Annotated in this window: 12 protein-coding genes; 6 read left to right on the forward strand and 6 right to left on the reverse strand. The window is 36.0% G+C overall.

Annotated features, from left to right (window positions below; genetic code table 11):
• Window positions 1-130: 130 nt before the first annotated feature.
• Together odhB and BLR17_RS01310 are read right to left on the reverse strand one after the other, a co-directional pair.
• The gene (gene odhB, locus BLR17_RS01305; RefSeq protein ID WP_066328357.1) at window positions 131-1363 is read right to left on the reverse strand and encodes a 2-oxoglutarate dehydrogenase complex dihydrolipoyllysine-residue succinyltransferase; all 1233 of its coding nucleotides are present in this window, start codon (window positions 1361-1363) and stop codon (window positions 131-133) included.
• A gap of 176 nt (window positions 1364-1539) precedes the next feature.
• The gene (locus BLR17_RS01310) at window positions 1540-4329 is read right to left on the reverse strand and encodes a 2-oxoglutarate dehydrogenase E1 component (protein ID WP_066328356.1); all 2790 of its coding nucleotides are present in this window, start codon (window positions 4327-4329) and stop codon (window positions 1540-1542) included.
• Window positions 4330-4445: 116 nt separating this feature from the next.
• On the opposite strand from BLR17_RS01310, the gene BLR17_RS01315 reads away from it, so the two are divergent.
• On the forward strand, window positions 4446-4991 hold the full coding sequence (locus BLR17_RS01315) for a hypothetical protein (RefSeq protein WP_066328355.1): 546 nt from the start codon (window positions 4446-4448) through the stop codon (window positions 4989-4991).
• Between the two features lie 105 nt (window positions 4992-5096).
• Here BLR17_RS01315 and BLR17_RS01320 read toward each other — a convergent pair whose 3' ends face one another.
• Both BLR17_RS01320 and BLR17_RS01325 read right to left on the reverse strand, forming a co-directional pair.
• On the reverse strand, window positions 5097-5450 hold the full coding sequence (locus BLR17_RS01320) for a hypothetical protein (protein ID WP_066328354.1): 354 nt from the start codon (window positions 5448-5450) through the stop codon (window positions 5097-5099).
• A 46-nt stretch (window positions 5451-5496) separates the two neighbouring features.
• Entirely contained in the window at window positions 5497-6471 is a 975-nt protein-coding gene (locus BLR17_RS01325) for a polyprenyl synthetase family protein (protein WP_066328353.1), read from the reverse strand.
• Window positions 6472-6654: 183 nt separating this feature from the next.
• On the opposite strand from BLR17_RS01325, the gene BLR17_RS01330 reads away from it, so the two are divergent.
• The 5 genes from BLR17_RS01330 to BLR17_RS01350 all read left to right on the forward strand — a co-directional run bounded on the left by BLR17_RS01330 (window position 6655) and on the right by BLR17_RS01350 (window position 13530).
• The gene (locus BLR17_RS01330; RefSeq protein WP_245683101.1) at window positions 6655-7200 is read left to right on the forward strand and encodes a YceI family protein; all 546 of its coding nucleotides are present in this window, start codon (window positions 6655-6657) and stop codon (window positions 7198-7200) included.
• A 30-nt stretch (window positions 7201-7230) separates the two neighbouring features.
• Window positions 7231-7827 carry a TetR/AcrR family transcriptional regulator gene (locus tag BLR17_RS01335; protein ID WP_066328351.1) on the forward strand — a complete coding sequence of 199 codons (597 nt, stop codon included), beginning with the start codon at window positions 7231-7233 and terminating at the stop codon, window positions 7825-7827.
• Entirely contained in the window at window positions 7827-9167 is a 1341-nt protein-coding gene (locus BLR17_RS01340; protein WP_066328350.1) for a TolC family protein, read from the forward strand. The genes BLR17_RS01335 and BLR17_RS01340 overlap by 1 nt, the downstream gene beginning before the upstream one ends.
• Window position 9168: 1 nt before the next feature.
• Window positions 9169-10236: an efflux RND transporter periplasmic adaptor subunit gene (locus tag BLR17_RS01345; protein WP_066328349.1), complete on the forward strand. Its 1068-nt coding sequence runs from the start codon at window positions 9169-9171 to the stop codon at window positions 10234-10236.
• Between the two features lie 117 nt (window positions 10237-10353).
• Window positions 10354-13530, forward strand: a complete 3177-nt coding sequence (locus BLR17_RS01350; RefSeq protein WP_066328348.1) for an efflux RND transporter permease subunit — start codon at window positions 10354-10356, stop codon at window positions 13528-13530.
• 129 nt (window positions 13531-13659) lie between these two features.
• Here the strand turns inward: BLR17_RS01350 and BLR17_RS01355 are convergent, their stop codons facing one another.
• Together BLR17_RS01355 and BLR17_RS01360 are read right to left on the reverse strand one after the other, a co-directional pair.
• Window positions 13660-13860 (reverse strand): hypothetical protein, encoded by a 201-nt coding sequence (locus BLR17_RS01355; RefSeq protein WP_066328347.1) that lies wholly within the window; start codon window positions 13858-13860, stop codon window positions 13660-13662.
• Window positions 13850-14260, reverse strand: coding sequence for a carboxymuconolactone decarboxylase family protein (locus BLR17_RS01360; RefSeq protein WP_066328346.1), 411 nt, complete (start codon window positions 14258-14260; stop codon window positions 13850-13852). The genes BLR17_RS01355 and BLR17_RS01360 overlap by 11 nt, the downstream gene beginning before the upstream one ends.
• Window positions 14261-14347 lie beyond the last annotated feature (87 nt).

Below are 14347 nucleotides of genomic sequence, written 5' to 3' on the forward strand. Positions count from 1 at the left end.
GATTGCTTCGCCAGTTCGCTGTCGCTCGAGTCCTCCTTCGTCGGAATAACAAGATTGACGAATATAAAAAGAAAATCCCAAACTCCTTAAAATTGGAATTTGGGATTTTAAATATTTTGAATTTTCTTTTTTACAATTCAAATGCTTTTTTAGGGTTTCCACCGCAAAGCAATTCTACAGGGTTTTCTAAAGCTTCTTTAACAGCTACTAAGAAACCAACAGACTCACGACCATCGATAATTCTATGGTCATAAGATAAAGCGATGTACATCATTGGGTGAATTTCAACCTTACCGTTAACAGCGATAGGACGCTCGATAATGTTGTGCATTCCCAAGATTCCAGACTGAGGAGGGTTGATAATTGGAGTAGACAACATAGAACCAAATACACCACCGTTAGTGATTGTAAAAGTACCACCTGTCATATCATCAACAGTAATTTGACCATCACGGGCTCTTAAAGCTAATCTTTTTATTTCAGCTTCGATTCCACGGAAAGTTAAATTCTCAGCATTACGAACTACAGGAACCATTAATCCTTTTGGTCCAGAAACCGCGATAGAAATATCACAGAAATCGAATCCAAGTTTGTGATCACCGTCCATCATAGAGTTTACATCAGGGAACAATTCTAAAGCTCTTGTTACCGCTTTTGTAAAGAATGACATATATCCTAAACCTACACCACCGTGTTTTGCTTTGAATGCATCTTTGTATTCATTACGCAAAACGTTGATAGGTGTCATGTTTACTTCGTTAAAAGTAGTCAACATTGCTGTTTCGTTTTTAGCAGAAACTAATCTTTCAGCTACTTTACGACGTAACATAGACAATTTAGTACGCTCTACACCACGGCTTCCTCCTGTAGGAGTTCCCATTGATGGTACAGCATTTACTGCATCGTCTTTAGTGATTCTTCCACCTTTACCAGTTCCTGTTACAGCTGCTGGTGCAATGTTTTTCTCGTCTAATATTTTTTTAGCTGCAGGAGATGGAGTCCCTGTAGCATAAGTAGCTGCTGGTGCTGCAGGAGCCGCTGGCGCAGGAGCTGCTTTTGGTGCTTCAGCAACCGGAGCTGCTGCAGGCGCTGCCGCCGGTGCAGGCGCTGATCCTGATGGTTTTTCAGCTGCAGTATCGATATGACAAACTACTGCTCCTACTGCTACTGCATCACCTTCTTCTGCTTTTAGGGTAATAATACCACTTGCTTCAGCAGGTAATTCTAATGTAGCTTTGTCTGAATCTACTTCAGCAATTGCCTGATCTTTTTCAACATAATCTCCATCTTTTACTAACCAAGTAGCGATTTCAACTTCTTTAATAGATTCCCCTGGTGATGGAACTTTCATTTCTAAAATCATGTCCTTATATTTTAAATTATGAATTTAATTTTTTTAATTCTGAATCGTTATTCTTTTTTAGCCCCGATAGAAGTGGAAATCCTTTTTATTTTTTCTTTAAAAATAAAAAGATTGCAACGAATAGCGGGAATAGCTTCTTATAATTATTAGTGAGATTGCTTCGTTCCTCGCAATGACTATCTAAATAAATTTTTATCAAATACCATTCTGATGGCATCAGCATGACGGCGTTTTGCTCTGGTGTAACTTCCTGCTGCCGGAGCTGAGTACGCTTTTAGAGAAGCTAATCTCCATTTTACCAAATCAAAGTTAGCTAACATATACGTGTAAGCTCCCATGTTTTTAGGTTCTTCCTGAGCCCAAACATAATCATCAGCATTAGGATATTGTGCAATAATCGCTTTTAATTGTTCTACCGGCAATGGGAACAATTGCTCAATACGCACTACAGCTACATCTTTACGACCGTTGTTTTCTCTTTCGGCAACGATGTCATAGTAGAATTTACCTGTACAGAAAACCAATGTTTTCACATCTTTTTTGTTTACTGTGGTATCGTCGATTGTTTCCTGGAATTCACCATTTGCTAATTCTTCAACAGTTGACACACATCTTGGATCACGCAATAAACTTTTTGGAGAAAATACTACCAATGGTTTACGGTAATCTGTTTTCATTTGTCTTCTTAACAAGTGGAAGAAGTTAGCCGGAGTAGTACAATCAGCCACATACATGTTATGACGTGCACATAATTGTAAATAACGCTCCATACGTGCTGAAGAGTGCTCTGCACCTTGTCCTTCATATCCGTGAGGCAACAACATTACCAATCCGTTTTGATTATTCCATTTGTCTTCTCCACAAGAAATGTATTGGTCAATCATAATTTGGGCACCGTTAGAGAAATCTCCAAATTGTGCTTCCCAAATTGTCAAAGAGTTTGGATTAGCCAAAGCATATCCGTAATCAAATCCTAATACTCCGTATTCAGATAAGAAAGAGTTAAAGATGCGGAAGTTTCCTTTTTTGTTTTCAATTTTATCTAACAATACTACCTCTTCTTCTGAATCTTCTACTTTCACAACAGCATGACGGTGAGAGAAAGTACCACGCTCAACATCCTGTCCTGAAATACGAATATCAAAACCTTCCGTTAATAATGATCCATAAGCTAAGGCTTCGGCAGTACCCCAATCCATAGCATTGTTATCATAACCCACTTTTCTATCCGTAACAATTTTTCTAATCTTGTTGATGAATTTTTTATCTTCCGGCAAAGTAGAAATCGTGTTGATAATAGAATCTAAAGTAGCTCTATCCACTTTAGTATCCACTTTTTTCAACATCACATCATCAGAAACCTGTTTGAATCCTTTCCATTCATCCTGCATAAACGGAGTAATGATAGTCAAATCTTTTTTACGTGAAGCTTCTAAATTATGATCTAAATCATCTTTGTATTCTTTTTCTAAAGTTGATACTAAATTAGCATCGATAATTCCTTCAGATAATAATTTCTCAGCATAGATATCTCTTGGATTTCTGTGCTTAGCAATGATTTTATATAATAATGGTTGTGTAAAACGAGGCTCATCCCCTTCGTTATGACCATATTTTCTATATCCTAATAAGTCAATAAATACGTCACGTCCAAATTGCATTCTGAAATCCAATGCAAATTGCATAGCGTGAACTACTGACTCAGCATCATCAGCATTTACGTGTAATACTGGTGACAAAGTTACTTTAGCAACATCAGTACAATAAGTAGAAGAACGAGCGTCTAAGTAATTCGTTGTAAATCCAACTTGGTTGTTGATTACAATATGGATTGTTCCTCCTGTTTTGTAACCGTCTAACTGAGCCATTTGGATGATTTCATAAAGAATCCCCTGTCCTGCAATAGCAGCATCCCCGTGAACAGCGATAGGTAAAACTTTAGAAAAATCATCAGCAAAATATTTATCTTGTTTTGCTCTTGTAATACCTTCAATAACAGCACCTACAGTTTCAAGGTGCGAAGGATTTGGAGCTAAGTTGATGTTGATTTTTTTACCTGACTTAGTGATTTTGTCAGCTGTAAGTCCTAAGTGGTATTTTACGTCACCGTCAAAATATTCCTGATCGTAATCTTTTCCGTCAAATTCAGAGAAAATATCCTGAGTAGATTTACCAAAAATATTCGCCAAAACGTTCAAACGACCACGGTGAGCCATTCCCATTACGAATTGCTCTACTCCTTTTTCGGCAGCTCTTTCAATTAAAGCGTCCAAAGCCGGAATGATAGATTCTCCTCCTTCAAGAGAGAAACGTTTTTGACCTACATATTTAGTATGCAGGAAGTTCTCGAAAGAAACTGCCTGATTTAATTTGTTTAAAATAGCTTTTTTCTCATCAGCATTAAAAGTAGGGCGGTTTTCATTGATATTTAATCTGTCCTGAATCCAATCTACAATTTCCGGGCGACGAATATACATGTACTCGATACCAATATGCTGACAATAAACAGTAGTTAAGTGATTGATAATTTGCGACAAAGTAGAAGGTTGTAGACCTAATATTTTTGCTGCATCAAAAGTAGTATTTAAATCAGCTGAACTCAAACCGAAGTTTTCAATATCTAAACTTGGCGAAAAAGTTCGACGCTCTCTAACCGGATTTGTCTTAGTAAACAAATGCCCTCTGGAACGGTATCCATCAATTAATTTTACAACTTTAAATTCTTTTTGAAGTTGCTCAGAAATTTTGCTGTTATCTGCAGGAGCCGAAGCTACTGAAGATGTCGGAGCTACTTCCCTGATGTATTGAACTGGATTTTCCTCATTGTAAGTTTCCATTCCAAAATCGAAACCCTGAAAAAAACTTCTCCAGCTAGGCTCTACGCTATCTGGACTATGTAAATATTGTTCGTATAATTGTGCGAAAAACTCGGTATGCGCTGCATTTAAAAATGAAAACCTATCCATAATGTTAGTGAATATACTTTTTGTTAAAATAGTTTGGCAAAAGTACAATAATCAACTAAATTTACTTGAAAATTAAAACACTTTTAACTGTTAAAATGTTAAATACCTCAATACTTATGAGAAAAAAATACGCTTCAATCGTTTCAAAATCAATTTTGACCACCATATTAGTATTTATTTCAACCCAATTATCGGCTCAATATCAAAATTCAGGATTTAAGTCAAACAATGATTTTTGGCAAAAAGTACAATTTGGAGGCGGATTAGGATTAAGTTTCGGTAACCGATATACCGACATTTCAGTTTCTCCAAGTGCTATTTACAATGTAAACGAATATTTTGCAGTAGGTTTGGGTGCGCAGTATACTTACGTAAAACAAAAAAACTACTATAGCTCCAACTTATACGGAGGGAGCTTAATCACCTTATTCAATCCTTTGCCGGAAATCCAACTTTCAGCCGAATTAGAACAACTAAGAGTCAACGTCAAAGGAACCGGCGATTATGATTTTAGTCGAAACTTTTGGAATACCGGATTATTCTTAGGCGCCGGATACCGCAATGGAAATGTAACAATTGGCGCACGCTACAACGTACTTTTCAAAGAAGACCAAGGTGCTTACAGCGATGCCTTTATGCCTTTTGTGAGGTTTTATTTTTAAAAAAGTTGCTAAGGCTCTGAGACACTAAGAGACTAAGTTTTAAAAATATCCAAGAAATACTTCAACAAAAAACTTAGTTCCTCAAAAGCTTAGCCACTTAGAATCTTATCTAAACTTATTCCTGAACCAGACTTTTTGCCATTCTCTTTTCAGGATTAAAAAAGCAACATCTTCAGCAAGAACCACTAAATCAGAACCGTCGAGCTTTTTAACTTCTTCTTCTGAAACATCAATCACATAAAGCAAGTTTAAATATTCGGCAAATTTATACTGAATCAGTCGGTAGATTTTTTCATGTAACTGAATCTTTAATTCATTTGGCGAAATACTCATAGGGAAATCAACACCTTCATTAGCCAGATTAAAATCTTTATTTAATTGTTCGACTAATTTAAGATACAACTTTTCTTTTTCTGCTTCACCAAGCAATAAATCGGAATTTTTTGGGGCTATGAACATCATTACATTTATTTATTATTCTTAAAATTCCTCTCAATTGATTCAATTATACTTTACGTCCCATCAAACCTTCTCCAAAAACTCTTAGAATATGTTTCTTTTCAGCACTAATATCCATTTTTTCTAAAGTTTCGAATGCTTTAAAAGTATATGCTTCAATAGCTTTTTGTGTTGCATTTGCCGCACCTGAATTTAGGAAGATCTCTTTTACCTGAGCAATTTTAGCTACATTCTCCTCCATTTGAACCGAAAACAAATCAGCCAATTCCTGTTTATCAACTCCATTAGCAAACTCCATCCCTTTCAGATACAAATAAGTCTTTTTATTTTCTATAATATCACCTCCCACTTGTTTCCCAAAAGTTTCCGGATTTCCAAAAGCATCCAAATAATCATCCTGTAACTGAAATGCTATTCCAAGATTCAAACCGAAATCATAAATTAAATCCGCATTTTCAGAGGACGTTTCAGCAATGATTGCACCCATCTTCATAGCAGCAGCTACAAGAACAGCCGTTTTATATTCAATCATTTTCAAATATTCAGGAATAGTCACATCAATTCTGGATTCGAAATCCACATCCCATTGCTGACCTTCACATACCTCTAAGGCTGTCTTACTAAAAAGCTTAGCCAAATCCCTAAAAATAACCGGCTCGTATTTTTCAAAATACTGATACGCCAAAATCAGCATGGCATCACCGGACAAAATTCCGGTATTGATATTCCATTTTTCATGCACCGTAACATTACCTCTTCGCAAAGGCGCATCGTCCATAATATCATCATGAACCAAAGAAAAATTATGAAAAACCTCAACGGCTAAAGCCGCAGGCAAAGCTTTCTCATAAGAAACATCAAAAACCTCAGCACTCATCAAAGTCAATACAGGACGAATCCGTTTTCCTCCCAAACCTAATATATATTGAATAGGTTCGTATAAATTTTTCGGTTCTTTTATCTCTAACTGTGATTGAAGATATTCGGCAACAAATTCCTGATACTGACTTACGGCGTGCATAAACTTAATTTTCGGGCTAATTTACAGCATTCACATTGGATAACAAACTTCGTTTATCAATGAAATGTTAAATTATCATAAAAACAATGGAAACTATTTTGGTGTTAAAAGTTTCCATTATATATTTGCAAAGAATTTTAACAATTAAATTCGCTAGTCCTAAAAAGCTAAAAACAAAAACCATTGAATACTACAAAAGAAAAAAGTATGAAAACAAAATGGAAAATTAATTCGAAGCAATCCGATGTTTTAATTAGAATGAAACACTCAATAATTGCCTATTTAGGTGGAACAATCAACAATTTTCAAGGACATGCCAATTTTAATAACAATGAAATCGAGGACGCCACTATAGCTTTTTCACTGGACGTAAAAAACAGAGAATCGAAACTGGAACAGTTTAGCAACTATTTAAAACTAAATGATTTTTTTGATGTAAACCAATACCCAACAATTAGTTTTAAATCAACATCTTTTCAAAAAATTAACAAAAACATCAATTTTTTAAAAGGAGACTTAACGATAAAAAACATCACCCGATCTGTAGAACTGGATGTAGAATTAATAAAAAACGATTATTCGGACGGAGATAAAAAAATAGCTTTTGAACTCACTACCGATATAAACAGAAAAGATTTTGGTCTTGCTCCCAACGCTTTCCATACTCACAATGGACTAACAACCGGACAAGACATTAAACTGGTAGCTAATGTAGAATTCAGCATTTAACAAAAGTCATCGGAATTAGATTTAAATAAAATGAAAGATAAAATCATATCAAAAGCAACAGATATGTTCTTGAAACTGGGTTTCAAAAGCGTAACGATGGATGATATTGCAGGAGAAATGTGCATCTCTAAAAAGACCATTTACAAATACTTTTGCAACAAAGAAAAACTCATTGAAGAAGGAACCGAGGTTATTCACCAAAACATCCATAAATTAATGGATGAAGTTGTTTCTAAAAACTACAACGCCATAGAGGAAAATTTTGAAATGCGTAAAATGTTTAAAGAAATGTTTCAATCCTTTGATCATTCGCCAGCTTATCAATTAAAAAAGCATTATCCTGAAATCTATCAAAAAATGATGGCTAATGAAATGGAAGATTGCCGTAAAATGTTTTCTCAAAATGTAATAAAAGGAATTGAACAGGGACTTTACAGACCCAATGTGGATATTGAATCGGCAACACGATTTTACCACACACTGATTTTTTCAATAAATGAAAACACTGTTTTAGAACGCGATGCTTACGAACTGGAAGGAAAAGCATTAGAATATCACACCAGGGCAATTGCAACCGAAAAAGGAATCATCGAACTCGAAAAAAACTTACTTAATACGACTAAATAATGAAGCAATTACTAATACTAACTCTTCTATCATTTGTAACGATTACAAGTGCACAGGAAAAAACAACGCTAACACTCAAAGATGCAATTAAATACGCACTTGATAACAAAGCAGATGCAAAGAAAGCTCAATTAAAAGTTGAAAACAGCGAATATCAAATTCAGGAAGTACGCTCGAGAGCTTTACCACAAATTACAGCAAATGGAAGTTTGAATTACAACCCAATACTTCAAACAACTGTTATTGACGGATCGGCTTTTGGAGCACCGGGAACAACCATCCAAGCTGCTTTTGGACAAAAATGGAATTCAACAGCCGGAGTTACTTTAACACAAAATTTATTTGACCAATCCGTTTTCACAGGATTAAAAGCAGCCAGAACTACTCGGGAATTTTACCAAATAAACAATCAGTTAACTGAAGAAGAAGTAATTGAAAGAGTAGCCAATAATTATTACCAAGTATATGTGTTACGCCAAAAATTAGCTTTAGCAGAAACTAATTTAAAAACAACCACTAAAGTTCGTGACATTGTTAAAGGACAATACGATAATGGACTAGCTAAAAAAATTGATTTGGATAGAATGACAGTAAATTTGTCAAATATCAATACCCAAAAACAACAAATCATAAATGCGGTACAATTACAGGAAAATGCTTTAAAATTTTATATGGGAATGCCAATGAATTCGCAAATCGACATTCCACAAACAGAATTTGAAGTGACGCCAACCTCTATTTCAGAAACTCCAAACACGGCTAACCGCTCGGAATATCTGTTACTTAAAAAACAGGAAGAATTATTGGTACTGCAAAAAAAGGCAACATTAGCAGCTTACTACCCTACCCTTTCACTATCGGCAAGTTACAACTATATAGGACAAGGACCTCAAATGCCCTGGTTTGCCAAACCTACTGATGGCGTATACTGGTCTGATTTCTCTGCCATAGGATTGAACCTGAGGGTTCCTATTTTTGCAGGATTTGGAACCAGAGCCAAAGTAAGACAGGCTGATGTACAGTTAAAAACCGTTCAGGAAGACATCAAAGACACCCAGTTAGCACTGGATTTAGATTATAAAAATGCTAAAACCCAAATTGAAAACAGTATTATCACGCTTCAAAATCAAAAAGAAAACATGAGATTAGCTGATGAAATTCTGAAAAACATCAATAACAATTACTTACAGGGATTAGCATCATTAACCGATTTATTGGATGCTGAAAATGCTTCTACCGAAGCCCAAAACAACTACACTGCCGCTGTTTTAGATTACAAACTGGCAGAAATCAAACTAATTAAATCAAAAGGCGAACTAAAAACTCTTATAAATAAATAACATGAAAAAATACATAACTACCGGAATTATCATTATAGCTTCATTAGCTTTGATAGGTTTTATTTTAACGAAAAACAAAAAGGAAAACGAAGCAAAGATTGCTATTGTTGCTGAGAAAAATGCTGCCGTTTCCGTAAAAGTAGCCACCGTAAAAAACGAAGAAATCTCTCTGGATTTTGTTGCCAATGGAAACTTTGAACCAAAACAGGAACTTAGCATGGAAGCTGAAAAATCAGGAAAGGTAATCAAAGTACTTGCTAAAGAAGGAGATCATGTAACTGTGGGACAAACCCTGGCTATCATGAGAGGTGATGCAATTAACGTTAATGCACAGGCTGCCGAAGCTGCTTACCAAAATGCTAAATCAGATTACAATCGTTTTGACAATGCTTATAAAACAGGCGGTGTTACTAAACAACAATTGGATCAGGCAAGAGTAGCTTTGACTAATGCCGAGGCAAATTACAAACAGGCAAAAATTAATGTAGGTGATACCCGAATTAAAGCTCCTATAAATGGAATTATTAACGCAAAAATGATTGAACCAGGATCTATGCTTGCTGCTATGCCTCCTACTAAAATGTTCGAAATCGTTAATGTAAATACTTTAAAATTAAAAGTAACGGTAAACGAATCACAAGTAGCTAACTTAAAACTTGGAAACAACATTAGTGTGACCAGCAGTGTTTATCCTGACAAGACTTTTTCCGGAAAAATCACTTTCATTGCCGCTAAAGCTGACACTGCCCTGAATTTCCCGGTTGAAATTGAAATCACTAACAATGCTAACAACGATCTTAAAGCAGGAATGTACGGAACTGCTGTTTTTAAATCAAACCAACAAAAACAAAACCTTACCGTAATTCCCCGAACAGCTTTTGTGGGTAGTGTAAGCAGTAATCAGGTTTTTGTAGTTGAGAATGGAATTGCCAAACTAAAAACAGTTACAGCAGGAAGAATATTAGGTGATAAAGTTGAAATCTTAAATGGTTTATCAGATGGTGAAACTGTTGTTACAACAGGTCAAATTAACTTACAGGAAGGAAGTAAAGTAGAAATCATTAAATAAGTTATTAGTTAAGGGTTATATGTTAGAAGTTAAGACTTACTGGTTTTAAAATAGCTAACCTATATCGCATAACTTTTAACACATAACAAATAACAACCTTCTTAAAAGAGGAAAAATATGAAATTAGCAGAAATATCCATAAAACGTCCTTCCTTAGTGATTGTATTATTTACAATACTAACACTTGGCGGACTATTCAGTTACAGCCAGCTGGGCTATGAGCTGATACCAAAATTCGAAATGAATGTAATCACGGTTTCTACGATTTATCCGGGAGCTTCTCCCAGTGAGGTTGAAAACACGGTTACTAAGAAAATGGAAGATGCTATCGCATCGCTGGAAAACATCAAGAAAATTGATTCTAAGTCTTACGAAAGTCTTTCGGTAGTTTCCATCACACTGACTTCTAATGCCAATGTTGACGTTTCGATGAATGATGCCCAACGAAAAATCAATGCCATTTTAAGTGATTTGCCAGAAGATGCTAAAACGCCTTCGCTAAATAAATTCTCGCTGAGTGACATGCCAATTATTACTATTGGTGCTAATGGAAAAATGGACGAAGCTGCTTTTTATGACTTAATTGATAAAAAAATTGCGCCTGTTTTATCCCGTGTACAAGGGGTTGCCCAGGTAAATATCATTGGTGGTCAGGAACGTGAAATTCAGGTGAATCTTGATGCCACTAAAATGCAGGGTTATGGTTTATCGATTCCACAGGTACAACAAACCATTTTAGCTTCTAACTTAGATTTCCCAACTGGTAACATCCAAACCCGTGAGCAAAAAATCCTGATTCGTTTAGCGGGTAAATATAAAAGTGTAGACGAATTAAGAAACTTAGTAGTTTCCTCTAAAAACGGAATCCAAATTCGTTTACAGGATATTGCTGATGTACAGGACACTCAAAAAATTGCCGAAAAAATTGCCCGTGTCGATCAAAAAAGTGCCATTGTATTACAAATTGTCAAACAATCGGATGCTAATGCCGTTGCGGTAAGTGAACAGGTTGCAAAAACAGTTAAGAAATTAGAAAGCGACTACAAAGCCAATGAATTGAAATTAGAAACTGCTAAAGACAGTACCATTTTCACATTGGAAGCAGCTGATTCAGTTATTCACGATTTATTAATTGCCGTAATCTTAGTGGCATTAGTAATGTTGTTCTTCCTGCACAGCATCCGAAACTCATTGATTGTAATGGTTTCTATTCCTGCCTCATTGATTGCCACTTTTATTGGTATTTACCTAATGGGATATACCTTAAACTTAATGAGTTTATTAGGATTATCACTCGTGGTTGGTATTCTGGTGGACGACGCCATTGTGGTATTGGAAAATATTTACAGGCATATGGAAATGGGTAAGAGCCGTATCCGTGCTGCCTTTGATGGTACTGCCGAAATTGGCGGAACAGTAACTTCGATTACTCTTGTAATTGTGGTGGTATTTTTACCAATTGCCATGAGTACCGGATTAGTATCTAACATTATTACACAATTCTGTACCACGGTAGTAATCTCTACTTTATTATCGCTTTTAGCATCGTTTACTATTATTCCGTGGTTGTCTTCCCGTTTTGGAAAACTGGAACATATTGAAGGCAAAAATCTTTTTGGTAAAATCATTCTTGGTTTCGAAAGCATGCTAAGTCGTTTTACACACTGGGTTACCGGAATTTTAGAATGGTGTTTAGATCATTATATTAAAACCATTTTGATAGTATTGGTATTATTCTTTTCATCAACAATCGGATTGATGGGTGGTGGTTTTATCGGTGGAGAGTTCTTCGCTTCTTCTGATAGTGGAGAGTTTTTAGTGCAAATTGAAATGCCAAAAGACGCTTCATTAGAACAAACCAATTTCATGACCCAAAAAGCAGAGGCTTACTTAAAACAACAAAAATATGTACACAGCCAAATTACAACTGTAGGTCAAACTTCTGAAGGAATGGGTGCTACTCAGGCAACAGCCTATAAAGCCGAAATTGATGTAAAAATGATTGAACAGTCCGAACGAACAGACGACGCCTCGGTCTATGCAGCCAAAATGAAACGCCAATTGGAAAAAGTATTGGTAGGTGCCAAAGTTAAAACCGTTCCTGTAGGTATTATGGGATCTGCCGAAGATGCTAAATTAGGATTAATTGTAACTGGTCCTAATGTGGAAAGCGCTATGAAATTTGCCAAATTAGCCGAAGAAGAATTGAAAAAAATCCCTGGTACTACCGAAATTAAATTGACTGTTGAAGACGGAAACCCAGAAATCAATGTTCAGGTAGACCGAGATAAAATGGCGGCTTTGGGATTAAACCTGCAAACTGTTGGTATGACCATGCAAACTGCTTATAGTGGTAACACCGACGGTAAATTTAGAGCAGGCGAATACGAATACGATATCAACATCAAGTACAATGCTTTTGACCGAAAAAATATTGACGATGTAAGCAACCTAATCTTTATTAACGATCAGGGACAACAAATTAAATTATCTCAATTTGCAACAATTACAGAAGGTTCAGGACCTAGTAAACTGGAGCGTAGAGACAAGGCAGCTTCGGTTACCGTACAGGGACAAAACATTGGTGTTCCATCGGGAACTATCGTACAACAATGGCAGGAAAAACTGGATAAATTGGAAAAACCAACAGGGGTTAACTACATTTGGGGTGGTGACCAGGAAAACCAATCAGAAGGTTTTGGAACTTTAGGAGTTGCCTTATTAGCTGCAATTATCTTGGTTTATCTGGTAATGGTAGGTCTATATGACAGTTTTGTTCACCCGTTTGTGGTATTGTTTGCCATCCCGCTTTCGTTCATTGGAGCTATGCTGGCGTTGGCTTTAACTAACAATTCATTAAACATCTTCACCATTTTAGGTATTATCATGCTGATTGGATTGGTATGTAAAAATGCGATTATGCTTGTGGATTACACCAATCAGCGAAGAGCTGCCGGTGAAACTATCCGAAGAGCTTTAATTCAGGCAAACCACGCTCGTTTGCGTCCTATTTTGATGACGACTATTGCGATGGTATTTGGTATGTTCCCAATTGCATTGGCTTCAGGAGCAGGAGCCGAATGGAAAAACGGTTTGGCATGGGTAATCATCGGAGGTTTAATATCTTCGTTATTCCTAACTCTGATTATCGTTCCTGTAATCTATGAAATCATGGAGAAAATTATTTCGAAATTCTCTAAAGAAGAAAAAATCGATTACGAAGCCGAAATGGTTGCCGATTACGAACACAAAGAACTAAGTGAAGACGGTTTTAACCCAAAACACACGATGTAAACCCATCACTTTTCGATAAAAGAAACCACCTGAGATTTACTTTCAGGTGGTTTTTTGTTTTAATCAAAAAGATTTGAAATTATTACCAATTAGATATCAAAAAACGAGAATTAAAAAGAATTTCATTCTTCATTTTGATTCCCGTTCTGTAAGCTTATCAGCTGCCCTATCATAGTTGGAAACTACCTGTTTCAACTGTTGAATAGCTTCAGCTGTAAGTTCGCCTTTGGCGCCTTCAGCCACCCAGCGTGCCGATGAAATTAAAGTTGCTAATTCGTAACCGCTGAGTGTAATATGAAAAACCAGATTATTTTTTTTCTCAATGTGCATGTTGTGCCATATTTTCTTTCACATAATTACCTATCTGTTTCAATTCGCCGGCAAACTCATCATAATCCGTTTGCATGCCATTGAGGTAGGCACTCCAGCCAAGCGACATTTTTGCATAATGAACCGCTTCCTGTATTTCTTCATCTGTTGCACCAAAGAGTTTTGCGGTCTCTGCATGAAACAAGGTACAATATCTGCATTTAGTTTCTGAATGTAATGCTACCCCCATTAATTCTTTGTATTTATTCGGAATTAGTGTTTCCCCCAATTGAAGGCTTTTAAATAATTCCCATTCAAAATCTAAATACGCCTCGGGAATATCTTTCATAAATCCCGGAACAATGCCTAAATGCTCTCTGATTTCGGCTTCTACTTCTGAACGATTTCTAGCTATTGCCATCACTTTTGCTAATTTTTAATACAATTATTTCCAATCTGGATTTCATAAAAATTTGACCTGTAAATTTACGAAAAAAAGCAGCCATAA

It is taken from the genome of Flavobacterium glycines (assembly GCF_900100165.1).
Lineage (GTDB): Bacteria > Bacteroidota > Bacteroidia > Flavobacteriales > Flavobacteriaceae > Flavobacterium > Flavobacterium glycines.